The organism is Pseudomonas sp. BIC9C, from assembly GCF_034541995.1.
Lineage (GTDB): Bacteria > Pseudomonadota > Gammaproteobacteria > Pseudomonadales > Pseudomonadaceae > Aquipseudomonas > Aquipseudomonas fluorescens_CC.
On the sequence record NZ_JAWDGM010000003.1, the window covers coordinates 295,821 to 322,440 of the forward strand.

Below are 26,620 nucleotides of genomic sequence, written 5' to 3' on the forward strand. Positions count from 1 at the left end.
CACTGGTGGAGTCATGTTCCAGCCCGGGCGATGTGGTCTGTGGCCACTTTTGCTCGAGCGTTTGCCAGCGAACCGCTGGTGACGGTTTTAAGATTTTCAGGTAAGCCAGCTCCCGGATCGCGGGCCTCTGACTCATTAATCTCGTAAAACAAAGCCCACTGCTTGCGCAGTGGGCTTCATGACTCATGGAGCCAGCTTACTGAGGCGAAACTTCGGTCTTTGGTTTACCGAAATGCCACTGATAGACCACGAACTTGAAGTCCTTCAGGTCGCCCTTGTCGTCGAACGACAGATCGCCGGTAGGGGTCTTGAAGGTGCCTTTGTGGATAGCTTCAGCCACCTTGGCGGTGTCTTCGCTCTTGGCGGCCTTGATACCTTCGGCGATCACTTCGACGGCCGAGTAGGCCGGGAACACGAACGGGCCGCTCGGGTCCAGCTTCTTGTCAGCGAAGGCTTGTACCAGCGCCTTGTTGGCAGGGTCCTGGTCGAAGGATTTCGGCAGGGTCACCAGCAGGCCTTCGGAAGCGTCCTGGGCAATTTGCGAGATGGAGTCGTTGCCGACGCCTTCAGGCCCCATGAACTTGGCGTTCAGGCCCTTTTCCTTGGACTGGCGCAGGATCAGGCCCAGCTCCGGGTGGTAGCCGCCGTAGTAAACGAAGTCGACGTTGTTTTGCTTGAGCTTCTGGATGATCGAGGAGAAGTCCTTGTCACCGGCGTTGAGGCCTTCGAACACGGCAACCTTGACGCCTTTGCCTTCGAGGGTTTTCTTCACGGCGGTGGCGATGCCTTCACCGTACTGCTGTTTGTCGTGCAGTACCGCTACGACCTTCGGCTTGACGTGGTCGGCGATGTAGTTGCCGGCGGCAGGGCCCTGGGCGCTGTCCAGACCGATAGTGCGGAACACCAGTTTGTAACCACGGGTGGTGATGTCCGGGTTGGTGGCGGCCGGGGTGATCATGATCACGCCTTCGTCTTCGTAGATATCCGAAGCCGGTTGAGTGGAGCTGGAGCAGAGGTGACCGACAACGAATTTCACACCATCGTTGACCACTTTGTTGGCGACGGCCACAGCTTGTTTAGGGTCGCACGCGTCGTCGTATTCCTTGGCTTCGAGCATCTTGCCGTCGACGCCGCCCTTGGCGTTGATCTGCTCGATGGCCATCTTGGCGCCGTTGAACTGCATGTCGCCATATTGAGTGACCGGGCCGGTTTTAGGGCCGGCGATGCCGATCTTGATGGTGTCAGCTGCGAACGAATGGCTGGCAACCCCGGCCAGAACCATAGCGGCAAACAGTTTGGAAATCTGCTTAGTAGCCTTAGTCATAGTGCTCCACTCTTACTGTTGTAATTTTTATAGTCCTGGCGCCGAAAGCAGCAGAACCGGGTCAGATATCTGCGACATTCCCCGGAAAAGTCCCTCGGCAACTGTACCGGTACAGTGTAGAGCGCCGATTGTCGGCCTGGGAAGGCGGCGCCGGGGGACAAAACCTGCAAGTGTCGCTTTATTGAAAGAAAAAGACAGAATTGCGGCGGGGGTGTTGAAAGGCTTATAGCCGGATTCAGTGCATTCCCTGGCTTTCCTGCGCTTTTCATTTCGGTCACTCAATTGCATCCGGGTTTTTCTGCCAGTCCACCGACGTTATCATTCGCGTCGATTTCTTTTCCGGACAGTCCCATGAATCAAGAACCTAGCACCCTCTATGCCAAGCTGCTTGGTGAAACCGCATCTATTTCCTGGAAAGAGCTGGAGCCGTTCTTCGCCAAGGGTGCCCTATTGTGGGTCGATCCCGGCCTGGATTTGATCGCCGCCGCCGAGGCCGTGGCCCAGGATGAAGGGAGAAAGTGGCTGCCTGGCTGGCTGCTGACAAGCTCGCCAAGCTGTCTGAAACGCGGGCGCTGGATCTTTTTGAGCGTGATCCACAGTTGTGGGCCGTGGTTGTTTCGCCGTGGATTCTGGTCCAGGAAAGGGCGCAGGCTTAAAGGGTTGCACCTGTTTGGTGCGTTCCTTTCAGAGGGAAAAGTGTGTAGCCGAGTAGCGTGATGGCACGTTGCCGTAGAGAAAGGCCACAGCCTCACGGTGACGTAAACGTAACGGGAACAGTTGAGAGGGCAGCTGAACGGCTGCTCAATTGTTTCTGAATGTTGAAATTGTGTTGAATCTGAGAACGCCATCGCGAGCAGGCTCGCTCCCACAGGGTTCAGTGATGACCTTGTGGGAGCGAGCCTGCTCGCGAATGTTGCGACGCGGTTTAGAAGGTTTTACCGGTATGGTTATTCAACGAAATAACCTTGGTCTTGCCGATGCGGTGACGGTAGATCTCGCGCAGGTACTTGATCGCTTTCTTCACACAGTCGCGTGACAGGCGGATGTCATTGATCGAGACGAATTTTTCCTTGTCGTTGATCAGTTCGCGGTACTTCTTCTCGTACATCGGCTTGATCGCGTACCAGTTGGTATCGAGGATTTTTGCCGGGTTCTCGAATTCGTTGAGCAAATCGTCGATGCGGCCTTCGTCGAATTCCTCCTGAACGATGAAGTCCAGGATCGAGTTGTCCAGGGTTTCGTCGAAACGGTAGGCGGACTTCGCAAAGCAGCGCTTGATGAAAGCCACGATCAGCGTCAGGAAGTCGTCCGACAGGCATGGGCTTTTGGCGATCAGGGTGGTCAGCGACAGGTTGGCCGAGGCACCGATCACCAGCGCGTAGCGCTTGAGAGTGGTGTTGGGGAACAGGCTGTTGAGGTGAGTCTTCAACCGGTTCAAATCCATGTAGGACAGCTTGTAGTCCTTCGGCAAGGAAACGATCGACACCACCGACGAGCAATTCTTGAAGAAGTGCAGGTCATGCAGGGCCGCCGCGTCGTACCCCGAGTTCTTGTACTGCTCCAGCGACGCGCGATAGCGCTTGGACTCGATCGGCAACAGGCTGATGCCTTCGATGGCCTGGGTGACCTTGTTGAAGTGCGGCAGGTCGATCGAACGGAAGAACAGGTCGTCGATGTTCAGGCGCTGCGGCTCTTTCTCGAACACCTTGAATTTATCGCTGCTCGGCGGTGGGGTTTCCGGCACCACGGACTCGGCGTAGGCAATGGCCACCGGGCCGGCCAGGCTCATGAACAGGTCGTTGGCGTCCAGGCGGATGGTTTCGCCGATGTCGATGCCGGCACGACGGAAATAGTTCTGGTCGTAGTCGGTGGTGACCGCCTGGGCCGTCAGAATATTGAAGATCTGCTGTGAAATGTACTGGTTGGCGTGCTTTTCCATCGCGTTGACGTCGATGTTCTGGATGTTGCCGTCATCGCTTTCTTCGGCGTAGCGCATGATGTCGTTAGAGATCAGCATCATCGCGTTCCATGGGCGGATACGGCCCATGACGCTGGCTTCGCTGCTGTCTTCGTTGGCGAAGTTGTAGGAAAAGTCCCACTCTTCCGACAGGTATTTGCACAGCAGGCGACCGGCGTTGATGTGCAGCGCCTCGGACATTTCACTGCGGTGATCGGAAATGTTCGGCAGTACGCAAATACCGCTGGTGAAGATCGGTTCGAAGACGAAGGAGTGGCCGCTCTTGCTGTCGTGCTCGTCCATCGGTTTGGTGTCGAACGTCTTGTTCATGTACGAGTGCTGCTGGGCCAGGCCGAATTCCGAGGCCATGCCCGAGCCGGTACCGCCGCCGGCACTGAAGATCGAGAAATACAGGCGCGACTGGTTGGCTTTGATGCCGCAGCTGTCGATCAGGTACGAGTGAATCATTTTCCAGTCAGGGCTGGAGAAACGCTGGGTGTCCTTGTTCAGGATGATCTTGGCCAGGTACTGGCCGAGGATCGGCGCGTTACCGGCACCGCCGGCGTGGACTTCCGACAAGTCCATGATTTTCATCTTGCTGTAGTCACGCAGGAAACCGCTTTTTTCGCCCTTGCGCGAGAAACGGATGCGTCCGGCGATGTCCTTGTCCAGGTCGCCGAGCATCACCAGCGGTTCGACCAGAAACACCGGCTTGGTGTTCTTGTTCTGGCCCAGGCGCAGGTTGTTGCGGATCCACTGGGCCGGGCTGTAGCCCTTTTCGGCAAAGCGCTTGTCTGGCGACAGGCGATCTTCGTTGTTGAATTCGTTGAGGTAGAACTTGCGGGCGTTGTACACCAGCTCCGCCACGTCCAGCGCAATGTTCGAGCCGCAGCGGCCCAGGCCAATCAGGCACACCGACGGGAATTCCTGGTCGTTGTGCTGTTCGCTGTCGCCTTCCAGATGCGGTGGGCGCGGGAACACCATGTCGCGCAGGCCGTCGAGGTTATCGAGGATGCGGTCGGTGTTGGTTTCGGTGAAGTACAGGTATTGCTGGGTCGCCAACGGACGGGATTGAATCAATGGCTTCGGTGATGACGGGCTGTTGGCCGCGGGGCTCAACGTCAGATCGGTTATCGCAGTGGCCGGGTTGTTTTTAGAAGTCATTGTTCGCCATCTACCTGGGCTGATTGGTTGGCCGACTCACTGTCGTCGAACCGTCACGGAATAGAATCGCGTCTTTTTTCAGCGCGTACTTGGACCATGCCTTGGTCTTTAGCCCGAGCATTACTCGGAGTGAATCCTTTCCTAAGTCATGATGGATCGGCCAATATCTGGCGATCTTTAATCAAAAGGAGGCTAAATGATGTCAATGCTCCCTTCGCTGGGGTTTGCCGGGATCGGCCTGATGGGGCTGCCGATGTGCCGGCGCCTGCTGGCCGCGGGGTATCCGTTGGCGGTATGGAATCGCAATCCGGACAAGTGCAAGCCGCTGGTGGAGGCAGGCGCACGCCAGGTCGCCAGCCCGGCCGAACTGTGCCAGCACGCCGACGTGGTGATGTTGTGCTTGGCGGATACGTCGGTCGTACGCGAGGTAGTGTTTGGTCCGACAGGCATTGTCGAGGGGGCAAAAAAAGGCCAGTTACTGGTGGATTTTTCCAGCCTGGAACCCAACGCCACGCGGGAAATGGCCGCAGAACTCGCCGGTAAAACCGGCATGGGCTGGCTCGATACGCCGGTGTCCGGTGGCGTGGTCGGTGCCGAGGCTGGAAGCCTGGCAATCATGGTGGGTGGTGAGTCACAGGATCTGGATCGGGTGCGCCCCGTTCTGCTGAGCCTGGGGCAGCGCGTGACGCACATGGGCGGCGTCGGGGCCGGGCAGGTGACCAAGGCGTGCAATCAGATGATCGTCGCCTGCAATGCATTGGTGATTGCCGAAGTGGTCGCGCTGGCCGAACGTTCCGGGGTGGATGCAAGCCTGATCGCCGAGGCACTGGCCGGTGGCTTTGCCGATTCGAAACCGTTGCAGATCCTGGCCCCGCAGATGGCTGGAAGCCGTTTCGAGCCGGTCAAGTGGCACGTGCGCACGTTGCTCAAGGATCTGGATACGGCGGTGAAGTTTTCCCGTGAACAAGGCTCGGCGACACCGATAAGCGGTCTGGCCGCGCAGTTGATGCGCCTGCATGGGAGTCAGGGTTTCCTTGAAAAGGACCCCTCTACATTAGTGCAGATGTACCGTGAGCCAGACTCAGCGTTGTGACGGTATAGGCGTGTTTGCGCTGGTTGATTTCGTTCAGCACCGGATGCAGCTCGGCCAGTGGCACCGGCCGACTGAGCAAATAGCCCTGAACGAAGTCACAGCCATGGTTTTCCAGAAACTGGTATTGCTCGAAGGTTTCGACCCCTTCGGTGACCACTTGCAGGTGCAGGGTATGGGCCATGACGATAATCGCCTGGACAATTTCCATGTCTTGGGTGGCCTTGGGGATGTCCTGGATGAACGAGCGGTCGATTTTCAGCGTGTTGAGGGGCAAGCGCTTGAGGTAGGCCAGGGATGAATAGCCGGTGCCGAAGTCATCGATCGACAGCGACACGCCGAGGGCGCGTATCTGCCGCAGCAACACCAGGGTGTTGGCGATATTGCCCATCAAGGCGTTTTCCGTGACTTCCAGTTCCAGCCGGTGAGGCTCCACACCGGCGGCCCGCAATGCGTACTCGATTTCATCGGCCAGTTCTTCGCGCGCCAGGTTCAGGGGCGAGCAATTCACCGCGATCTTGAGGTCTTCACAGCCCTGGCGGGACAACTTGCCCAGATCCTCGCAGGCCTTGCGCAGCACCCAGTTGTCCAGCTCGGCGATCAGGCCGTTGGCCTCGGCGATGGCGATAAAACGATCCGGTACGAGTAAACCGTGGACCGGGTGTTGCCAGCGGATCAAGGCTTCGAGCTTGCTGACCTGACCGGTCTTGAGGTCATAGATCGGTTGGTAATAGAGCATCAGGCCGGTGTCTTCACGCAGGGCATGGCGCAACTCTTCTTCCAGTTGCAGCTCCAGCGTGGCGCGGGTTTTCAGGTTGGCGCTGAAAAAGTTCAGGCTGTTGCGGCCGCTGCCCTTGGACTGATACAGCGCCAGGTCGGCGTTCTTCAGCAGTTCCTCACATGTCATGCCATCTTCCGGAAACATGCTGATGCCGATGCTGGTGGTCATGACCTTGCGCCGGCCGGCCAGCTCGATGGGTTCCTTCATTTTCAGCATGATGCGTTGGGCCAGCTGCCGCGCTTCGTCACGGTCACGCAGGTCAATGAGCAGGCAGAACTCGTCGCCACCGAAGCGTGCGACCACATCCTCGTGACTGCGAATCGAACTCTTGATGTGCCCGGCAAGCACTTTGAGCAGTTCGTCACCGGCATCGTGGCCAAGGCTGTCGTTGATCCGCTTGAAATGATCGATGTCCAGGAACAGGACCGCCAGCATCCCGGTCTCATTGGTTTTCTCGATGAGCTTTTCGGCGAAGACCTGGTTGAACCCGCGGCGATTGATCAAGTTGGTCAGCGGGTCGTAGTGCGCCACCTGTTGCAGCGACATGCGCGCCTGGTCCAGCTGGCTGAGCAGGGAGTTGACCCGCTGCAGGTCGTGGTCCTTGTGTTGCAGTTTCTTGTCTGCCAGTGCCGCGCTGATGCTGCTGCCGATGATCAGCAGGGTCATGACCGTCACGGTCAACGCCAGTTGCAGATGGCTTTGTTCGCCGGATTGCGCTGGCAGGCTGTCGTTGGGCAGTACCAGGTTGAAGGCGGCCATGGCCGTGAGGTGCATACTGAGGATGCCCGCCCCGAGCAACAGGCTGGCGCCGTATTTGAAGAGCTGATGCAGCATGCCGGCGCCATTGCGCAGATACCATGCCAGCAACAAGGCCGCCAGCGCGGCACCGATCGCGAGCGCCATGGAAAGGGCAAACAGACCCGGATGGTAATAGATCGAGGCACTGGAGTGCATGGCCGTCATGCCCACGTAATGCATGGTCGCGATACCCAGGCCAATCCCGATCGATGCCTTGAGGCACTGTTGCAAATTCAAATCAGGGAGACTGAGGGTATGCATTGCCAGCCATGCGGCGAGCAGCGCGATGGTTAGCGAGAACACCGTGACAGGCAGTTGGTAGTAAAGGCCGATAGGTGCCTGGAATGCCAGCATCCCGACAAAATGCATGGCCCAGATACCGCCGGCCAAGCATCCGCTGCCCACCCAGCGCCAGCGCGTTTTGGATGCGGGTTTTTCAGCGTGAGCAACCCGTTCGGCCATGTCCAGTGTCGCGAAACAGCCGACACAGGCAACCAGATACGCCAGCAGCACCAGAAAAGGGTCATGTTTGCAATTGAGTATGACCTGTCCACTCTCTGGTAGCTCGGTAATGAAATGCAAACCAAGCCACTCCATAGCATGCCCCATCGTTATCCCGCAGGCCGGCGCAAGGAGCGCCGGCGAATGTCCTGGAGTATAGAGGGCATGGATGGAGTGCAAGGGATAGTGGCACATTGGCACCAATGATTTTGATATTAACCTAATAGCGATTGGTGCTATTGCTCAGGCGATTTGCTTCTGAGGCGGCTCGAACGCGGGTTGCAGGGCCGGCAAGCCGAATGCGGCACGGGCCGCGTCGCAATCGGGATTGACCAGGCCATCGACCCATGAAGCGTCGAATTCCCGGCAGGTGCTGGAGCGTTGTTCGTAGATCGAGCACTGCACCGTACTGCCCACGTCTCCCACCAGGCTGGTGCAGCGCACGGGTTTGCAGCCGGTGCCGATCATCGCGACCCGACTGGGGCTGATCTGCTCGACAAGCTCATCGGGTACCGTCCCCCCGGCAGAAGCGCATTCACCCCAGAAAAATGACACGCGAAAATGAGAACAGCAGGCACCGCAATTCAGACACGGACTGGCTTCGGACATGGGCGATTATCGTAAGGAGGAGTGGAGACACAGGGGGGAGCAAGGCCGCTATTCTAGGCTTCGCAAACGGCTTGGGAAGGGGGGGAGAAAGGTATTTTTCATCGACCTGACGGGCTGTGAAATACCCGTCCTGCGAAAGCTCCTACAGGTTGCATCCCATGGGTTGGTATCAGCCTGGCGAATAATGAAAGACAGGTATGGCCGCCCTGTCTAGATTGCAAAGTCCGGGGGCAGTGACGCCCCAAAAACAATAAAAGAGACGGACCCATGCAGAACTCGACCCAAGCGGCCAATGCCTGGCGCATCCTGTTCCTGTTGTTCCTGGCCAACCTGTTCAATTTTTTCGACCGTACCATCCCGGCCATCATCATCGAGCCCATTCGCATGGAATGGCACCTCAGTGATTTCCAGTTGGGCATCATCGGTACGGCTTTCACCATCGTCTATGCCATTGCCGGCTTGCCATTGGGGCGCATGGCCGATACCGGCTCGCGCAGCAAACTGATGGGCTGGGGGCTGGCGGTGTGGAGCGGGTTGACCGCCGTCAACGGTATGGTGGGCAGCTTCTGGAGCTTCCTGATCGTGCGCATGGGGATCGGCATCGGCGAGGCCAGTTACGCGCCAGCCGCCAACTCGCTGATCGGCGACTTGTTTCCGGCGCACCGCCGGGCGCGGGCCATGGGCATCTTCATGCTCGGGCTGCCATTGGGGCTGTTGCTGGCGTTCTTCACCATCGGCGCGATGGTCAAAGCCTTCGATAGCTGGCGCGCGCCGTTCTTTATCGCGGCGGTGCCCGGGCTGATCCTCGCGATCTTCATGTTTTTCATCAAGGAACCGAAACGCGGCGCCGCCGAGAGTGTTCAGGTATCGCAGGAAAAGATCGATCGGCCGATCCGTCGGGTATTGGCTGTGCCGACCTTCCTGTGGCTGGTGATGGCCGGTCTGTGTTTCAACTTCGCCACCTATGCCTGCAACTCGTTTCTGGTGCCGATGCTGCAGCGGTATTTCCTCATGCCGTTGCAGGATGCCGCGGTCGCCACCGGAGTCATTGTCGGCGTGACCGGGTTGGTCGGCCTGACCCTCGGTGGCTGGATCGCTGACAAGATTCACCAGCGGATTGCCAACGGACGGCTGTTGTTTGCAGCGTTCAGCCTGATGATTTCGACGGTCTGCACCGCGTGGGCGCTGCATTCCGGGCGCATCGAGATTGGGGTGTTTGTCGCCGTATTCAGCGTCGGCTGGCTGTTCGCCTACAACTTCTACACCTGCGTGTACACGGCGATACAGGATGTGGTGGAGCCGCGGTTGCGGGCAACGGCCATGGCATTGTTCTTTGCCGGGTTGTACCTGTTGGGCGGTGGCCTGGGGCCAGTGGTGGTCGGGGCCTTGTCGGATCACTTTGCTCATTCGGCGATGCTGGCGGCCGGTGCCGGGCAGATGACCGAAGCGTTCAAGGCGGTTGGCCTGCATGACGCGATGTACCTGATTCCGGTGGCGCTGTTTTTCACTGTGGTGTTTCTGTACCTGGCTTCGCGGTGTTTTGTGCGCGACGCCAAGCGGATGAAGGAAGGGTTGGTGGCGGTGGTTGAGCCCGACAGTTCTGCGGTGACTGCTTAACCGCCTTCGCGAGCAAGCCCGCTCCCACGGGGATCTCATATACGCTGAAGATCCAATGTGGGAGCGGGCTTGCCCGCGAAGAGGCCATCAGTAGCACTGCTGAAATTGAAGTAAACAAAAAGGCCCACATCACTGCGGGCCTTCTTTTTAAGCAGGGTGGAGCAGGGGATTAACCCGCCACCAGCACCCGAATCGCTTCCAGTCGCAGCGCCGCCTTGTCGAGCATGGCCAGGCCTTGCTCGCGTTGATTGCGCAGGGCAACCAGTTCGCTGTCGCGCACGGTCGGGTTGACCGCTTGCAACGCGGTCAGGCGCGCCAGTTCTTCTTCGGTATCGGCGGCCAGGCGACGCTGCGCCTCGGCGACACGCTCAGTGTGGCGAGGCAGGATTTTCGCTTCGCCGGCATTGATCCGTGGCGTCAGCTGGTCGCGCTGGGCCTGGATGAACTTGTTGGCGCTGGCACGCGGCACGCTTTCGAGCTGATCGTTCAAGGTTTCGAACGACACGCGGGCCGCCAGGTCGTTGCCATTGGGATCGAGCAGGCAACGCAGGGCCGCTGGCGGCAGGTAGCGGCCCAGTTGCAGCGAGCGCGGGGCGACCACTTCGCTGACATACAACAGTTCCAGCAACACGGTGCCCGGCTTGAGTGCCTTGTTCTTGATCAGCGCCACGGCGGTGTTGCCCATGGAGCCGGACAGCACCAGATCCATGCCGCCCTGAACCATCGGGTGCTCCCAGGTGATGAACTGCATGTCTTCGCGAGACAACGCCTGGTTACGGTCGTAAGTGATGGTCACGCCTTCGTCGTCGCCCAGCGGGAAGCTGGCGTCGAGCATTTTTTCGCTCGGCTTGAGGATCAGCGCGTTTTCCGAGTGGTCTTCGCTGTCGATGCCAAAGGCGTCAAACAGGGTTTCCATGTAGATCGGCAGCGCGAACTGATCGTCCTGCTCAAGGATATCTTCCACCAGTGCATCGCCTTCGCCCGCGCCACCGGAGTTCAGCTCCAGCAAACGGTCACGGCCGGTGTGCAACTCGGCTTCCAGGCGCTCACGCTCGGTGCGGGCTTCGTCGATCAGCGCTTGCCATTCGACATCGTCGGCTTCTTCGAGCAGCGGCAGCAGGCGCGGGCCGAACTGGTGCTGCAAGGCGTTGCCGGTCGGGCAGGTGTTGAGGAAGGCGTTCAGTGCTTCGTGGTACCACTGGAACAGGCGCTCTTGCGGGCTGGTTTCCAGGTACGGCACATGCAGTTCGATGACGTGTTTCTGGCCGATCCGGTCCAGTCGGCCGATACGTTGTTCCAGCAGGTCCGGGTGGGACGGCAGGTCGAACAGCACCAGGTGATGGGAGAACTGGAAGTTGCGACCTTCACTGCCGATTTCCGAGCAGATCAGTACTTGTGCACCAAACTCTTCGTCGGCGAAGTAGGCGGCGGCACGGTCACGCTCGAGGATGTTCATGCCTTCGTGGAACACCGTGGCCGGAATGCCGGAACGCACGCGCAGGGCGTCTTCCAGGTCCATGGCGGTTTCGGCGTGGGCGCAGATCACCAGCACTTTGGTGCGCTTGAGCATCTTCAGCTGATCGATCAGCCATTCGACGCGCGGGTCGAACTTCCACCAGCGTTCTTCTTCGCTGGCATCTGGCTGAGCCTGGAAGCTGACTTCCGGGTACAGCTCGGCGTGATCGCCCAATGGCAGTTCGAGGTATTCGTCCGGGCATGGCAGCGGATACGGGTGCAGCTTGCGCTCCGGGAAACCCTGCACGGCGGCACGGGTATTACGGAACAGCACGCGGCCGGTGCCGTGACGGTCGAGCAATTCGCGCACGAGGCGGGCGCTGGCTTCGGTGTCGCCATCGTTGACGGCGGCCAGCAGGGCTTCGCCTTCGTTACCGAGGAAACCGTGAATGGTCTTGTGGGCTTGCGGCGAAAGGCGTCCCTTGTCCAGCAACTCCTGAACGGCTTCAGCCACCGGGCGATAGTTTTCGCTTTCGGCGCGGAAGGCCTGCAGGTCGTGGAAACGGTTCGGGTCGAGCAGGCGCAGACGAGCGAAGTGGCTGTCCTGGCCCAATTGTTCCGGAGTGGCGGTCAGCAGCAGCACGCCGGGAATGGTTTCGGCGAGTTGCTCGACCAGCGAGTATTCAGGGCTGACCTGATCTTCGTGCCACACCAGGTGGTGAGCTTCGTCGACCACCAGCAAGTCCCAGCCTGCCGCGAATAGCGCGTCCTGGGCTTTCTCGTCGTCCACCAGCCACTCAAGGGCGACCAGCGCGAGCTGGGTGTCTTCGAACGGGTTGCTGGCATCGCTTTCGATGAAGCGCTCTTCGTCGAACAGCGCCACCTGCAGGTTGAAGCGACGACGCATCTCTACCAGCCACTGGTGCTGCAGGTTCTCCGGAACCAGGATCAGCACACGGCTGGCGCGGCCCGAGAGCAATTGGCGATGGATCACCAGGCCGGCTTCGATGGTTTTGCCCAGGCCCACTTCGTCGGCCAGCAGAACCCGTGGCGCGATACGGTCGGCGACTTCACGGGCAATGTGCAACTGGTGCGCGATCGGTTGCGCACGCACGCCGCCCAGGCCCCAAAGGGAAGACTGCAACTGGCGGCTGGTATGTTCCAGGGTGTGATAACGCAGGGAGAACCAGGCCAGCGGGTCGATCTGACCGGCGAACAGACGGTCGCTGGCCAGGCGGAACTGGATGAAGTTCGACAGTTGGGTTTCCGGCAGGGTGACCACGTCGTTCTGCCCGTTGAGGCCGTGGTAAACCAGCAGGCCATCAATGTCGTCGACTTCGCGGACGATCAGTTTCCAGCCTTCGAAGTGCGTGATGGTGTCACCCGGCGAAAACCGCACGCGGGTAAGCGGCGCATTCCGTAGCGCGTACTGGCGAGTGTCGCCAGTGGCCGGGTAGAGCACGGTCAACAAGCGGCCGTCCTGTGCCAGAACGGTGCCTAAACCCAGCTCGGCTTCGCTGTCACTGATCCAGCGTTGCCCCGGTTGATACTGCTGCGCCATGCTGCCTGACTCCCACCTTGAAAAAGCGGGCTATCTTAACGGAATGAGGGCTTCAGGGCCAAAGGACTCTCAGAAAAACTCACAGTCTTACGTTAGCCCACGTATGCATGGCGCGCCGCTCAGTGCACTAATGAGTGCCAATTGGGTCACAGTTTGCGACCGATGGCTCAAGTCGCCATCCCCGCAGCCGACAGCCTGCTGACAGGAGACCGAAAACCATGCTGCCACCGATGCTCCCCCTGAGTGCCGTGCCGATCACTTCACAAACCGACCCGATCCGCCAGCGGCCGGATATTCCACCGGTGGTGCCGGTGCAGGAAAGCTCCAGTGAAAGCACCATTGACCTGCAAAAGCGCAATCCTGAAGAGGACGGGGCAGTGCTGCGCGAGGAGCAGCGCCGCAGGCAGGAGCAGGAACGGCGCCGTCGTGAAGCCGATAATGACCCCGAGGCTCACCTGGCGATTCCCGGCGATGAACTCAATGCCGACAACACTGTACCGGTGGCACCGCTGATGGAAGATCAGCCGCGGCAGGGGCTGTGGGTCGATATCGAGATTTGAACGCAGGCTGGTCAGCGCGGCCGTCAGGCCGCATTATTGGCGCAGGGTTGCCGAACGCTACGGCGGCTGAAACTCATTTCAAGCGATGCACTGACCGCCATGAGCCAAGACGACAAACTGATTGACCTCAATGCTGAACGCGCCAAGCGTGTTCATGACCTCAATGACAAGCGGCTCAATGAAGTTCGCCAGGCATTCGAGCAGGCCATGCCGTTGGGCAAGGCCAGGAAAAAGCCGAAAAACAAACCGAAAAAGCGCTGACCCCCACCCCGCATTCATTGATGCGGGTCAAACTTTTCCCTTCCTCTTGCCCGGTCTCGGGCAACATTGATCCCGGTCAATATTCTGTCCTGCCCGTTTGGTTAACTTAGCCCTATCGCAACAGGGCAAGTGCAGGAGAGGCGTCATGTTTTTCGACAACGTGGTGATCGCCGGGGTGCTGACTGTCAGCCTCATGTTTGTATTTTTTGCAGGGTTCGGACTTTTTATCTGGAAGGATTCGCACAAGCGGAAGTAACCGTAGGTCTTTCTGGATGTAATGAGCACGCAAGGCATTTTGGGCAACTTCGGTTGCCCTTTTTTTTTGCCTGCGATTTCTAGGCGGTGTACACAAAACCAGTGTGGGAGCGGGCTTGCTCGCGAATGCAGCGGGTCAGTCAACATCTTCGTTGAATGTGAAGCCGCCTTCGCGAGCAAGCCCGCTCCCACAGTTGATTGGTGGTGTTTGGAAGAGGCAATAAAAAAGGCGCGGTCCTTGCGGAGCGCGCCTTTTTTGGTTTGGCGGTGTATCAGCTACCCAGTGCCTTCGAAGCCAGCCAGAACAACCCGGCCGACAGGGCCACGGTGGCTGGCAGGGTCAACACCCAGGCCAGCAGGATGGTTTTGACGGTACCGCCTTGCAGGCCGCTTTTGTTGGCGACCATGGTGCCCGCCACGCCGGAGGACAGTACGTGGGTGGTGGAAACCGGCAGGCTGAAGATGTTCGCCATGCCGATCAGGCTGGCAGTGGTGATCTGCGCCGACATGCCTTGGGAGTAAGTCATGCCTTGCTTGCCGATCTTCTCGCCAATGGTCAGTACCACGCGTTTCCAGCCGACCATGGTACCCAGGCCCAAGGCCAGTGCAACCGCCAGAATCACCCAGAACGGGGCGTATTCAGTGGTCGTGGTCAGGTCTTTGCGCAACTTGTCCAGGTCAGCCTTTTCACGCGCCCCGAGTGTTGGCAGCTTGCTGACTTTCTTCGCGGTGTCGTCCAGGCAGAGCAGGTAACGACGTACTTCGATACGGCTTTCCGCCGACAGCGAATGGTAGTCGGCTACACCATTGAGGGTGCCGAGCAGGGCGGTAATGGTCGGTTCGGTCTGTTGCGGGTTGCAACGGAATTTCTCCGGCAAGTCGCCGTCCAGGCTCTTGCCCAGGGCCAGGAACTCGCCCAGGGTTTCGGAATTGCGCTGGTAGAACTGGTTCAGGTGCAGGGTCGCGTCGCGAGTCCGCTCGATCTGATAGGTTGTGCTGTTCAGGTCGAGGACGAACTGGGCCGGCACGATACCGATCAGCACCAGCATGATCAGGCCGATACCTTTCTGGCCATCGTTGGAGCCGTGTACGAAACTCACGGCCATGGCCGAGATCACCAGTACCAGGCGATTCCAGAACGGCGGGTGTTTCTTGTCGTCGATCTTGCGGCGCTGTTCCGGCGTCTTGTGCATCTTCGACAGCGGACGCCACCATTTAAGACCGATCAGGATCAGCGCGGCAATCAGGAAGCCTGCCATTGGTGAGAACACCAGCGACATGCCGATATCGATCGCCTTTTGCCAGTTCACCCCGTCGGCCAACGGAATTTCGTTGATCAGGGCGTTGGCCAGGCCCACGCCGAGGATCGAACCGATCAGCGTGTGGGAGCTGGAGGCGGGGATACCGAAGTACCAGGTGCCCAGGTTCCAGGTGATGGCTGCGGCGAGCAACGAGAACACCATGGCCAGTCCGTGGCCGGTGTTCACATTGATCAGCAGTTCTACCGGTAGCAGGTGGACGATGGCATACGCCACGCCGACCCCGCCCAGCAGCACGCCGAGGAAGTTGAACACACCGGAGAAGAACACTGCCAGGTGAGGCGGCATGGCTTTGGTGTAGATAACGGTGGCCACCGCGTTAGCGGTGTCATGAAAGCCGTTGATGAACTCGAAGGCGAGGACAAAGGCCAGGGCGAGCAAGAGGCTCACAAGCACCCAAGCATCCAGTCCGCTGAATAAATCGATCATGAAGGTTTTCTGACCCGGTCATAAGGGGGCGCGATTATGCCAGAAAAGACTGCTAATCAATGCACTAGCTGCTCATCGGTAACATTCTTCAACGAATTTTTTTGCCGCAGCACCTAAAACCCCAGGGTTTTGCTGTGTTTTTTAAGTGATTGATTTTGTTGAAAAAATACGCTGTAACAAAACCTTCACGACCCGGTAAGGGGGGCTTGAATGGTTGTACGAAAAATCTGAGAAATAGGTCAGATATCAGAAATCCGCCTGATTCTACGATGGTGATGGCCGCTGCCCGCTTGTAGCGGGCGCGAAAGGCAACATCAATACATCCTGCTTTTAACAGGTGCAGAGGCAGGCCCTTGTAAGGATCAGGCCAAAGCAGTCACGGCTCTTCGGCTTTGAGTTCCTTTTCCATTTTTTGAAGTTCTTGCTGGAAAACCTGATCCTGAACGGTGGCGCGTTTACGCCAGGGTTTGCGTTCCGGTTCGGGTTGAGCGGCGTAAGTGGTGACTTCTCCGCCGTAAACTTCCTTGTAACGTTGTTCCTGGCGCTCTAGTTCCGCGCGCAGTTCGTCTTTCGTCACAGTGCTACCTGATTGAGTTTGGATAAATTCTGGTGACAACGCGCTGTATCAAATCGACTGATCACGTTCGTCGAATGGGCAAAGCCCGTCAAGGCATCGCTTTGGCAACGGCGTGATCAATACTTCCATGTCACAGGCGGCTACGACACCAGAGATAAATAGCTGACGTAGCTTCAGTTTCCTGTTTCAGCAAGCGCACTGGCAAGGCTGTGCAATGCGGATCTGGCGCTTGCTACGGGCAACGGCGATGGAACATCGCATTGCCGGGCGGCGGGTTCGGCAAGTAAAAAACCGAAGCGCTACTGAATTGTATTATAGCGGCCGATTTGAAGAACACTATCTCCAAAGAGTTAAAAGTGAATCCTGGTGTGTGACCGTTTTGTTGCTCAAAACTTGCGATTAACTGGAACGTCGAGTGATACCACGTTGCCGAGATGCCTTTCTGATGCCGTTAATTCGAACAAGTTACGGTACTTGGATTGCCTCATTAAGTCCTGTGTCGAGTCGATGTAAACAGAGGTTCGTGAGTCCGCGAAAAACCAGACATCAGCGGATCGGGTGATTGGCACGGTGGATTGCGATTATCGGTCGAGCGTTCGATAATCGCCCGGAGATGGCGAGCCGGGCTTGAGTGCCAGGCGGCAGCCCTTTGTAATAGTCACTGATCCGAGTGGGTAAAAGGACCTTATATGAACGATCAAATGCGCAATTCCTTCGCTTCAGTGGCTCCACCCATCGTTGCCTCACCGGCCAAACGGATCCAGGCACTGACCGGCGACCCGGATTTCATGACCTCCCTGGCCCGTGGCCTGGCCGTGGTGCAAGCGTTTCAGGAGCGCAAGCGGCACCTGACCATCGCCCAGATCAGTCACCGCACGGAAATTCCCCGCGCCGCCGTGCGACGTTGCCTGCACACCCTGATCAAGCTCGGCTACGCCACCACCGACGGCCGCACCTATTCGCTGCTGCCCAAAGTGCTGACCCTCGGCCATGCCTATGTGTCGTCGACGCCGCTGGCGGTTTCCGCCCAGCCTTACCTGGACCGCATGAGCGAGCAACTGCACGAGGCCTGCAACATGGCCACGCTGGAAGGTGATGACATTCTGTACATTGCCCGCTCCGCGACCACCCAGCGCCTGATTTCGGTTGACCTGTCGGTGGGCGGGCGCCTGCCGGCCTATTGCACGTCGATGGGGCGGATACTGCTGGCCGCGCTGGATGACACTTCGCTGGGCGAATACCTCGAACACGCGGAACTGCAGGCCAAGACCAGCCGTACGATTCATACCCCCGAGGCACTGCTCGAATGCCTGCAAGAGGTGCGACAGCAAGGCTGGTGCATCGTCGACCAGGAGCTTGAGCAAGGGCTGCGTTCGATTGCCGTCCCGGTGTATGACGCGTCCGGCCAGGTGGTCGCGGCCCTCAATGTCAGCACTCACGCCGGGCGAGTCAGCCGCAATGAGCTGGAACAGCGTTTTCTGCCTGGCCTGCTGAGTGCCAGTCGCGACCTGAGTACCCAGTTGTTCTCCTAAGCTGTTCGATAAACGCACAGAGTCGCGTTTGGCGAATTGACGCTGTTTCCTGTGGATCATTACTGTCGCGGCTGCGTCAGCCCCGGCTGGCACCTTTTCGACTGTGATCCACGGAATAAAAATAATGAACCAGCCTCAGTCTGCTGTAGGTAATTGCCTCGACGTGCAGTCCTTCATCAACGCTCAACCCATTTCGCGCTACCAGTGGCGGGTGGTGATCCTGTGTTTTCTGATTGTCTTTCTCGACGGCCTCGATACCGCGGCCATGGGCTTCATCGCGCCGGCGCTGTCACAGGATTGGGGGATCGATCGCGCCAGTCTTGGCCCGGTAATGAGCGCAGCCTTGATCGGCATGGTCTTCGGTGCGCTGGGCTCCGGTCCTTTGGCTGACCGCTTCGGGCGAAAAGTCGTACTGGTCGGGGCGGTGCTTTTGTTCGGCGCCTTCAGCCTGGCCTCGGCCTACAGCAGCAATGTCGATCAGTTGCTGGTGTTGCGCTTCCTGACCGGCCTGGGTTTGGGCGCCGGCATGCCGAATGCCACGACCCTGCTGTCGGAATACACCCCGGAGCGCAAGAAGTCGCTGCTGGTGACCAGCATGTTCTGCGGTTTCAACCTCGGCATGGCCGGCGGCGGATTTATCTCGGCCAAGCTCATTCCGACCTTTGGCTGGCACAGCCTGCTGCTGATCGGCGGAGTTCTGCCGCTGATCCTCGCCGTCGTTTTGCTGCTCTGGCTGCCGGAGTCGGCGCGTTACCTGGTGGTGCGTAACCGCGATACAGACAAAGTGCGCAGGGCACTGGCGCCAATTGACCCGATGGTGGTGGCCCAGGCATCCAGTTTCAGCGTGCCGGAACAGAAAACCGTGAAGGCGCGCAATGTGTTCGCGGTGATCTTCTCCGGCACCTACAGCGTCGGCACCTTGCTGTTGTGGCTGACCTACTTCATGGGCCTGGTGATCGTTTACCTGCTGACCAGTTGGCTGCCGACGCTGATGCGTGACAGTGGTGCGAGCATGGAGCAGGCCGCCTTCATCGGCGCGCTGTTCCAGTTCGGTGGCGTGTTGAGTGCGGTGGGCGTGGGCTGGGCGATGGACCGCTTCAACCCGCACAAAGTCATCGGCACTTTCTACCTGCTGGCCGGGGTGTTTGCCTATGCGGTAGGGCAGAGCCTGGGCAATATCGCGCTGCTGGCGACGCTGGTGCTGGTGGCCGGAATGTGTGTCAACGGTGCGCAATCGGCAATGCCGTCGCTGGCTGCGCGGTTTTATCCGACTCAGGGGCGGGCCACCGGGGTGTCGTGGATGCTCGGGATCGGTCGCTTCGGCGCCATCCTCGGGGCGTGGATGGGGGCGACGCTGCTGGGGTTGGGCTGGAATTTCGAGCAAGTGCTGACGGCGCTGGTGATACCGGCGGCGCTGGCGACCACGGCGGTGGTGATCAAGGGCATGGTCAGTCATGCGGATGCGACCTGACAGCCTGATCCGGAATCTCGTGTGATGTAGATGGCCTCTTCGCGAGCAGGGCTCGCTCCCACAGGGTTCAGTGTGATCCTTGTGGGAGCGAGGCCTGCTCCGGGCGGCGTTCCGACGAAGCTTTTGGGGATAGGTAGCCAGACAACAATGTGTTCGATAATCGAACGCTTAGTCGATTATCGGATTGTTTGGCGTTTTTCAGAAGCTTAACCTTCAGTCATTCCGGCGCTGCGCATCGGCGCCTTCTTCCACTGTCGGTTAACAACAAACGGGAGCCTGCCCCAATGGCTGAAATCCTTTCGCTGCACGACGCGGTGAAGCAATTCGTAAACGACGGCGATACGGTCGCGCTCGAAGGCTTTACCCACCTGATCCCGACGGCGGCGGGTCACGAAATCATTCGCCAGGGCAAGAAAGACCTGACCCTGGTGCGGATGACCCCTGACTTGATCTACGACCAGTTGATCGGTGCCGGTTGTGCCCGCAAGCTGATTTTCTCCTGGGGCGGCAACCCGGGTGTCGGCTCCCTGCATCGCCTGCGTGACGCTGTGGAGAAACAGTGGCCGCATGCGCTGGAAATCGAAGAACACAGCCATGCCGACCTGGCCAATGCCTACGTCGCCGGCGCTTCCGGCCTGCCGTTCGCAGTCTTGCGTGCCTACGCCGGTTCCGATTTGCCGAAGGTCAACCCGCTGATCAAATCGGTGACCTGCCCGTTCACAGGCGAAGTGCTGGCCGCGGTGCCTTCGGTGCGCCCGGACATCACCGTGATTCACGCACAGAAAGCCGACCGCAAGGGCAACGTGCTGCTCTGGGGCATCCTCGGCGTGCAGAAAGAAGCCGCATTGGCCGCCAAGCGCTGCATTGTCACTGTTGAAGAGATCGTCGACGACCTCAATGCGCCAATGAACGCTTGCGTGCTGCCCACCTGGGCCTTGAGCGCGGTTTGCCACGTACCTGGTGGTGCACATCCGTCCTACGCCCACGGTTACACCGAGCGCGACAACCGTTTCTACCAGGCCTGGGATCCGATTGCCCGCGACCGTGAAACCTTCACCGCGTGGATCAACGAATACATCCACGGCAGCGCTGACTTCAGCGAGTTCCAGGCCAAACTGGCCGCCGCTTCGGAGGCGAAGTAATGAATTACACCACCAATGAAATGATGACCGTCGCCGCCGCTCGCCGTTTGAAGAACGGTTCGGTGTGCTTCGTCGGTATCGGCCTGCCGTCGAAAGCGGCCAACCTGGCGCGCCTGACGTCCTCTCCGGATGTGGTGCTGATCTACGAATCGGGTCCGATCGGTGCCAAGCCGAGCGTACTGCCATTGTCGATCGGTGACGGTGAGTTGGCGGAAACCGCCGACACCGTGGTTCCGACCGGCGAGATTTTTCGTTACTGGCTGCAGGGCGGACGCATCGATGTTGGCTTCCTCGGCGCGGCGCAGGTCGACCGTTTCGGCAACATCAACACCACCGTGGTCGGCGATTACCACGCGCCGAAAGTGCGTCTGCCAGGTGCCGGCGGCGCGCCGGAAATTGCCGGCTCCGCCAAGAGCGTGTTGATTATCCTCAAGCAGTCGGCGCGCTCTTTTGTCGACAAACTCGACTTCATTACCTCGGTCGGCCACGGCGAGGGTGGCGATTCGCGCAAGCGTCTCGGTCTGCCGGGCGCAGGGCCAGTCGGGATCATCACCGATCTGTGCATCATGGAGCCGGAAGAGGGTACCCACGAATTCGTGGTCACCGCACTGCACCCGGGCGTGACCCGCGAGCAAGTGGTCGCCGCCACCGGTTGGGCAATCCGTTTTGCCGACAATGTTGAGCAAACCGCCGAGCCGACCGAGGTCGAACTGACCGCGCTGCGTGATCTCGAAGCCCGTACCGCTGCCGCCCACGGCCAAGCCCCGGAGAAGCGTGATGCGTGACGTTTATATCTGCGACGCGATTCGTACTCCCATCGGCCGTTTCGGCGGTGGCCTGTCGACAGTGCGTGCCGACGACCTGGCCGCCGTGCCGATCAAAGCCTTGATGGAGCGCAACCCATCGGTGGACTGGAGCGCGGTGGACGAAGTGTTCCTCGGCTGCGCCAACCAGGCCGGTGAAGACAACCGCAACGTGGCGCGCATGGCGCTGTTGCTGGCAGGCCTGCCGGAAACCATTCCCGGCGTGACCCTCAATCGTCTCTGCGCTTCGGGCATGGATGCCATCGGCACCGCGTTTCGCGCTATTGCCAGTGGCGAGATGGAACTGGCGATTGCCGGCGGCGTCGAGTCGATGTCCCGTGCGCCGTTCGTGATGGGCAAGGCTGATGCCGCGTTCTCGCGCAACATGAAGCTGGAAGACACCACCATCGGCTGGCGCTTCATCAACCCATTGATGAAAGCCCAATACGGGGTGGACGCAATGCCGCAGACCGGTGACAACGTTGCCGACGACTACGAAGTGTCCCGCGAGGATCAGGATGCATTCGCCCTGCGCAGTCAGCAGCGCACCGCCGTCGCACAAGCCGCAGGCTTTTTCGCCGAAGAAATCGTCGAAGTGCGCATTACCCACAAGAAAGGTGAAACCGTGGTCAGTCAGGACGAGCATCCTCGCGCCGACACCACCCTGGAAGCCCTGACCAAACTCAAACCGGTCAATGGCCCCGACAAAACCGTCACCGCCGGCAACGCCTCCGGAGTGAACGATGGCGCGGCGGCGCTGATCCTGGCCTCGGCCGAAGCCGTGAAGAAACACGGCCTGACCACCCGCGCCAAAGTGCTGGGCATGGCTAGTGCCGGTGTCGCTCCTCGAGTGATGGGCATCGGCCCGATGCCGGCGGTGCGCAAGTTGACCGAACGCCTCGGTGTGGCGGTCAGCGATTTCGACGTGATCGAACTCAACGAAGCCTTCGCCAGCCAGGGCCTGGCGGTGCTGCGTGAACTGGGGATCGCGGATGACGCGGCCCAGGTCAACCCGAACGGTGGAGCGATTGCCTTGGGTCATCCATTGGGCATGACTGGCGCGCGACTGGTGTTGACCGCGTTGCATCAGCTGGAAAAAACCGGTGGCAAGAAAGGTCTGGCGACCATGTGCGTCGGCGTCGGCCAGGGTCTGGCCTTGGCGATCGAACGTGTCTGACACGCCCCGTCGGCTAACAAGAATTGAGGAAAGTGTAATGACTGACAAGCCTGGATACCGTCGCCCGCAGGCGGGCACTCAGCCGGAATACCTGCACCCGACCTATCAATCCACCAATCTGCGTTCGCCGTCCAAGCCGTTGGTGTTTCTTCCCCATTCGTTGTCGGAAATCACCGGGCCGACCATCGGCGCCGAGCGTGTTAACGAGAAGGATAACGACCTGACCGCCCAGCATGAGGGGCAGCCACAGGGTGAGCGCATCATCATTCACGGCCGTGTACTGGATGAAAACGGTCTGCCGATGCCGGGGATTCTGGTAGAGATCTGGCAGGCCAATGCCGCCGGTCGCTACGCCCATGCTCGCGACTTGCACGACGCGCCGCTGGACCCGAATTTCACCGGCACCGGCCGCACCGTGACCGACGCCGATGGCTGGTATCAGTTCCAGACCATCAAGCCCGGCGCTTATCCATGGGGTAACCACCACAACGCGTGGCGCCCGGCGCACATCCACTTCTCGCTGTTCGGGCCGAGCATCCTGACGCGCCTGGTGACGCAGATGTATTTCCCGGGTGACCCGCTGCTGGCGTATGACCCGATCTACAACTGCGTGCCCGACACCCGCGCCAAAGAGCGTTTGATCGCCACGTTCGATCTGGAAAAAACCATCCCTTCCTATGCCCTCGGTTATCGCTGGGACATCGTATTGCGCGGCCGTGACGCCACGCCGATGGAGAAATAAGATGACGCTGACTGCGACCACGTCCCACACCGTCGGGCCGTACTACCACATCGGCCTGACCTGGCTGAACCGCGAAAACCTGACCGTCGAACAAACCCTGGGCGAGCGCGTGGCGATCACCGGGCAAGTGGTCGACGGCAATGGCGACATCGTCAACGACGCGATGCTGGAAGTCTGGCAGGCCAACGCCGCCGGCAAGTATGACCACCCCGAAGACGACCAGGGCAAACCCCTGGACCCGAATTTCGAAGGCTTTGGTCGGGTGCCGGTGGATGCCGAAGGACGCTTTCGCTTCACCACCATCAAGCCGGGTACGGTCGAGGGGCTCAAAGGCACGACTCAGGCACCGCACCTGGTGGTGCTGGTGTTTGCCCGTGGCTTGGTGAAGCACCTGCTGACACGGATTTACTTTGAGGGCGAGGCGGCGAATGTGAACGATCCGCTGCTGGAGTGCGTGCCGGCCGAGCGTCGGGGTACTTTGTTGGCGAAGAAGGATGCGAGCGGTGTGTACCAGTGGAATGTAATTCTGCAGGGTACCGATGCCGAGACGGTGTTTTTCGATTATTGAGAACACCCAAACCCTTGTAGGAGCGAGCTTGCTCGCGAAAAAGGTCTGGGCAACGCGGGCATTCAGACAGCCCGCGTTATCGTTGGCGTCCATCGCGAGCAGGCTCGCTCCTACAAGGGATCTGCATGACCGATCCATCTGTGGAACGGGACTGTTGCAAAGTGTGTCTAGACTCTCACTGTCCCCATTGAGTGAAAAACAATGACAACGCCAACCGCTACACCCGCGCTGTATACCGGCGAAGAGCGCAGAAAACGGATCTTTGCCATTGTCGGCGCCTCGTCCGGCAACCTGGTCGAATGGTTCGACTTCTATGTCTACGCCTTTAGTGCGCTCTATTTCGCCTCGGCTTTTTTCCCGTCCGACAACCCCACGGTGCAGTTGGTCAATACCGCGGGCGTGTTTGCCGCCGGGTTCCTGATGCGGCCGATCGGCGGCTGGATTTTCGGTCGGTTGGCAGACAGGCACGGGCGCAAGAATTCGATGTTGATCTCGATTCTGATGATGTGCTTCGGCTCGTTGCTGATCGCGTGCCTGCCGACCTACAGCAGCATCGGAATCTGGGCGCCGATCCTGTTGCTGTTTGCGCGTTTGCTCCAGGGCCTGTCGGTCGGTGGCGAGTACGGCACCACTGCCACCTACATGAGTGAAGTCGCCCTCAAGGGGCAGCGCGGTTTCTTCGCTTCGTTCCAGTACGTGACGCTGATTGGCGGGCAACTGCTGGCGGTATTGGTCGTGGTGATCCTGCAACAGTTCCTCAGTGAAGACGAGTTGCGTGCCTACGGTTGGCGAATTCCATTCGTGGTGGGGGCCATGGCGGCGCTCGTGTCGCTTTATCTGCGTCGTTCGCTGAAAGAAACCACCAGCAAGGAAATGCGCGCGAACAAGGACGCCGGCAGTATCAGCGCACTGTTCCGCGACCATAAAGCCGCGTTCATCACCGTACTGGGTTACACCGCCGGTGGTTCGCTGATTTTCTACACCTCCACCACGTACATGCAGAAGTACCTGGTGCACACCGCCGGCATGCCGGCCAAGACCGCCAGCTACATCATGACCGGCGCGCTGTTCCTCTATATGTGCATGCAACCGGTTTTCGGCATGCTCGCCGACAAGATCGGCCGGCGTAACTCGATGCTCTGGTTCGGCGCCCTCGGCACACTGTTCACCGTACCGATCCTGTTGAGCCTGAAAAGTGTCGGCAGTCCGTTCCTGGCCTTTGTGTTGATTACCCTGGCGCTGGCGATCGTCAGTTTCTACACCTCCATCAGTGGCCTGGTGAAAGCCGAGATGTTCCCGCCAGAGGTGCGTGCACTGGGTGTCGGCCTGGCGTATGCGGTGGCGAATGCGATCTTCGGCGGTTCGGCTGAATACGTGGCCTTGAGCCTCAAGGCTGGGGGGATGGAAAACTCCTTTTACTGGTACGTCACGGTGATGATGGCGGTGGCGTTCCTGTTCAGCCTGCGTCTGCCGAAACAGGCCGCGTACCTGCATCACGACCTTTGATCTTTTTGCGCGGGCCTTAGTGGCCCGCGCCTCCAGGAATTGTTTATGAACCAGCGACCGGGCAATCAATTGTTCGATGCCTATTTCACTGCCCGCGATATGCGCGACGTGTTTTGCGATCAGGGCCGGGTCCAGGCCATGCTTGATTTCGAAGCGGCACTGGCCCGGGCCGAAGCGCGGGTCGGGTTGATTCCGTCGAGTGCTGTCACGCCGATTGAAGCGGCTTGCAGCGCCGGACTTTACGACTTTGCGGCGTTGGGCGAGGCGATTGCCACGGCGGGTAACTCGGCGATTCCCTTGGTCAAGGCGCTGGGCAAGCAGATCGCGGCCACCGATGTCGAGGCCGAACGTTACGTGCATCTGGGCGCGACCAGTCAGGATGTGATGGACAGCGGCCTGGTGCTGCAACTGCGCCGTGCACTGGCACTGATCGAAAGCGATCTGGCGCAACTGGGCCAGACCCTTGCGACGCAGGCCCAACGTTATGCGGCCACGCCGCTGGCCGGTCGCACCTGGTTGCAACACGCAACGCCCGTCACCCTCGGCATGAAAATCGCCGGCTGGCTGGGAGCGGTGACGCGCAGTCGCCAACGCCTGGCTGAACTCAAGCCACGGCTGCTGGTGCTGCAATTCGGCGGTGCTTCCGGGACCCTGGCGGCCTTAGGGGAACAGGCCATGCCGATTGCCCGGGCGCTGGCCGAAGAACTGCAACTGACCTTGCCCGATCAGCCATGGCATACCCAGCGTGACCGCGTGGTGGAGTTCGCTGCGGTACTCGGCCTGATCGCCGGCAGTCTCGGCAAGCTCGGTCGCGACATCAGCCTGCTGATGCAAACCGAGGCCGCCGAAGTGTTCGAACCCTCGGCGCCGGGCAAGGGCGGTTCCTCGACCATGCCGCACAAGCGCAATCCAGTGGGCGCGGCGGTGCTGATCGGCGCGGCGACCCGCGTGCCCGGTCTGCTTTCGACGCTGTTCAGCGCCATGCCCCAGGAACACGAGCGCAGCCTCGGCCTGTGGCATGCCGAGTGGGAAACCCTGCCGGAGATTTGCTGCCTGGTGTCGGGCAGCCTGCAGCAGGCGTTGTTGATCGCCCAAGGCCTGGAAGTGGATGCCGGGCGCATGGCTCGTAACCTCGATTTGACCCAGGGCCTGGTGCTCGCCGAAGCGGTGAGCATCGTCCTGGCGCAACGGGTTGGGCGCGACACCGCGCATCATCTGCTGGAGCAATGCTGCAAACGCGCCGTGGCCGAACAACGTCACCTGCGTGCGGTCCTCGGCGACGAACCGCAAGTAACGGCCGAACTGTCGGCTGAAGAACTCGATCATCTGCTGGACCCCGCCCATTACCTCGGCCAGGCCCATGCCTGGGTCGAGCGGGCGGTGGCTGAACATTCTGCATTGACTGCCTGAAGGAGACTGCT

The 26,620-nt window shown here is 59.7% G+C and carries 21 protein-coding genes and 1 pseudogene; 15 read left to right on the forward strand and 7 right to left on the reverse strand.

Going from position 1 to position 26,620, the window contains the following annotated elements; translation table 11 throughout:
- Positions 1-196 precede the first annotated feature (196 nt).
- Positions 197-1,324, reverse strand: coding sequence for a branched-chain amino acid ABC transporter substrate-binding protein (locus RS887_RS15975; RefSeq protein ID WP_008016465.1), 1,128 nt, complete (start codon positions 1,322-1,324; stop codon positions 197-199).
- Positions 1,325-1,675: 351 nt separating this feature from the next.
- Between RS887_RS15975 and RS887_RS15980 the strand changes: the two are divergent.
- A pseudogene (locus tag RS887_RS15980) lies at positions 1,676-1,980 on the forward strand (DUF2288 domain-containing protein).
- 269 nt (positions 1,981-2,249) lie between these two features.
- Here the strand turns inward: RS887_RS15980 and RS887_RS15985 are convergent.
- On the reverse strand, positions 2,250-4,445 hold the full coding sequence (locus RS887_RS15985) for a hypothetical protein (protein ID WP_322616097.1): 2,196 nt from the start codon (positions 4,443-4,445) through the stop codon (positions 2,250-2,252).
- 196 nt (positions 4,446-4,641) lie between these two features.
- Here RS887_RS15985 and RS887_RS15990 point away from each other — a divergent pair, with 196 nt between their 5' ends.
- Positions 4,642-5,538: an NAD(P)-dependent oxidoreductase gene (locus RS887_RS15990; RefSeq protein ID WP_322616098.1), complete on the forward strand. Its 897-nt coding sequence runs from the start codon at positions 4,642-4,644 to the stop codon at positions 5,536-5,538.
- On the opposite strand, the gene RS887_RS15995 is transcribed toward RS887_RS15990, so the two are convergent.
- On the reverse strand, positions 5,495-7,711 hold the full coding sequence (locus RS887_RS15995) for a bifunctional diguanylate cyclase/phosphodiesterase (RefSeq protein WP_322616099.1): 2,217 nt from the start codon (positions 7,709-7,711) through the stop codon (positions 5,495-5,497). The two genes, RS887_RS15990 and RS887_RS15995, sit on opposite strands and share 44 nt — an antisense overlap.
- 147 nt (positions 7,712-7,858) lie before the next feature.
- On the reverse strand, positions 7,859-8,224 hold the full coding sequence (locus RS887_RS16000; protein WP_322616100.1) for a YkgJ family cysteine cluster protein: 366 nt from the start codon (positions 8,222-8,224) through the stop codon (positions 7,859-7,861).
- A gap of 267 nt (positions 8,225-8,491) precedes the next feature.
- On the opposite strand from RS887_RS16000, the gene RS887_RS16005 reads away from it, so the two are divergent.
- Positions 8,492-9,841 (forward strand): MFS transporter, encoded by a 1,350-nt coding sequence (locus tag RS887_RS16005; protein WP_322616101.1) that lies wholly within the window; start codon positions 8,492-8,494, stop codon positions 9,839-9,841.
- A 169-nt stretch (positions 9,842-10,010) separates the two neighbouring features.
- Here the strand turns inward: RS887_RS16005 and rapA are convergent, their stop codons facing one another.
- Complete coding sequence (gene rapA / locus RS887_RS16010; RefSeq protein WP_008016474.1) at positions 10,011-12,857, reverse strand: RNA polymerase-associated protein RapA; 2,847 nt, start codon at positions 12,855-12,857, stop codon at positions 10,011-10,013.
- Positions 12,858-13,075: 218 nt separating this feature from the next.
- Between rapA and RS887_RS16015 the strand changes: the two genes are divergently transcribed.
- The 3 genes from RS887_RS16015 (at position 13,076) to ccoM (ending at position 13,934) form a co-directional block, all read left to right on the forward strand.
- Positions 13,076-13,417: a hypothetical protein gene (locus tag RS887_RS16015; protein WP_057400799.1), complete on the forward strand. Its 342-nt coding sequence runs from the start codon at positions 13,076-13,078 to the stop codon at positions 13,415-13,417.
- Positions 13,418-13,516: 99 nt separating this feature from the next.
- Entirely contained in the window at positions 13,517-13,678 is a 162-nt protein-coding gene (locus tag RS887_RS16020) for a hypothetical protein (protein ID WP_178076663.1), read from the forward strand.
- 145 nt (positions 13,679-13,823) lie between these two features.
- Complete coding sequence (gene ccoM / locus RS887_RS16025) at positions 13,824-13,934, forward strand: cytochrome c oxidase subunit CcoM (protein ID WP_007976669.1); 111 nt, start codon at positions 13,824-13,826, stop codon at positions 13,932-13,934.
- A 271-nt stretch (positions 13,935-14,205) separates the two neighbouring features.
- On the opposite strand, the gene RS887_RS16030 is transcribed toward ccoM, so the two are convergent.
- Positions 14,206-15,681 (reverse strand): inorganic phosphate transporter, encoded by a 1,476-nt coding sequence (locus RS887_RS16030; RefSeq protein WP_111281516.1) that lies wholly within the window; start codon positions 15,679-15,681, stop codon positions 14,206-14,208.
- Positions 15,682-16,057: 376 nt separating this feature from the next.
- The gene (locus RS887_RS16035; RefSeq protein WP_007986337.1) at positions 16,058-16,258 is read right to left on the reverse strand and encodes a hypothetical protein; all 201 of its coding nucleotides are present in this window, start codon (positions 16,256-16,258) and stop codon (positions 16,058-16,060) included.
- 689 nt (positions 16,259-16,947) lie between these two features.
- Here RS887_RS16035 and pcaR point away from each other — a divergent pair.
- The 9 genes from pcaR (at position 16,948) to RS887_RS16080 (ending at position 26,609) form a co-directional block, all read left to right on the forward strand.
- Positions 16,948-17,790: a pca regulon transcriptional regulator PcaR gene (pcaR, locus tag RS887_RS16040; protein WP_085715569.1), complete on the forward strand. Its 843-nt coding sequence runs from the start codon at positions 16,948-16,950 to the stop codon at positions 17,788-17,790.
- A 124-nt stretch (positions 17,791-17,914) separates the two neighbouring features.
- Complete coding sequence (locus RS887_RS16045) at positions 17,915-19,261, forward strand: MFS transporter (protein WP_322616102.1); 1,347 nt, start codon at positions 17,915-17,917, stop codon at positions 19,259-19,261.
- A 284-nt stretch (positions 19,262-19,545) separates the two neighbouring features.
- A complete protein-coding gene (locus tag RS887_RS16050) occupies positions 19,546-20,403 on the forward strand; it encodes a CoA transferase subunit A (protein WP_008016482.1) in 858 nt (285 codons plus the stop codon).
- Complete coding sequence (locus RS887_RS16055) at positions 20,403-21,188, forward strand: CoA-transferase subunit beta (protein ID WP_322616103.1); 786 nt, start codon at positions 20,403-20,405, stop codon at positions 21,186-21,188. The genes RS887_RS16050 and RS887_RS16055 overlap by 1 nt, the downstream gene beginning before the upstream one ends.
- Complete coding sequence (gene pcaF / locus RS887_RS16060; RefSeq protein WP_322616104.1) at positions 21,178-22,383, forward strand: 3-oxoadipyl-CoA thiolase; 1,206 nt, start codon at positions 21,178-21,180, stop codon at positions 22,381-22,383. Before RS887_RS16055 ends, pcaF begins: the two co-directional genes overlap by 11 nt.
- A gap of 37 nt (positions 22,384-22,420) precedes the next feature.
- Positions 22,421-23,125, forward strand: a complete 705-nt coding sequence (gene pcaH / locus RS887_RS16065; protein WP_322616105.1) for a protocatechuate 3,4-dioxygenase subunit beta — start codon at positions 22,421-22,423, stop codon at positions 23,123-23,125.
- A 1-nt stretch (position 23,126) separates the two neighbouring features.
- Positions 23,127-23,693, forward strand: a complete 567-nt coding sequence (gene pcaG, locus RS887_RS16070) for a protocatechuate 3,4-dioxygenase subunit alpha (RefSeq protein WP_322616106.1) — start codon at positions 23,127-23,129, stop codon at positions 23,691-23,693.
- A gap of 201 nt (positions 23,694-23,894) precedes the next feature.
- Positions 23,895-25,199, forward strand: a complete 1,305-nt coding sequence (locus RS887_RS16075) for an MFS family transporter (protein WP_322616107.1) — start codon at positions 23,895-23,897, stop codon at positions 25,197-25,199.
- Positions 25,200-25,244: 45 nt separating this feature from the next.
- Positions 25,245-26,609 (forward strand): 3-carboxy-cis,cis-muconate cycloisomerase, encoded by a 1,365-nt coding sequence (locus RS887_RS16080; protein WP_322616108.1) that lies wholly within the window; start codon positions 25,245-25,247, stop codon positions 26,607-26,609.
- The last annotated feature ends 11 nt before the right edge of the window (positions 26,610-26,620 follow it).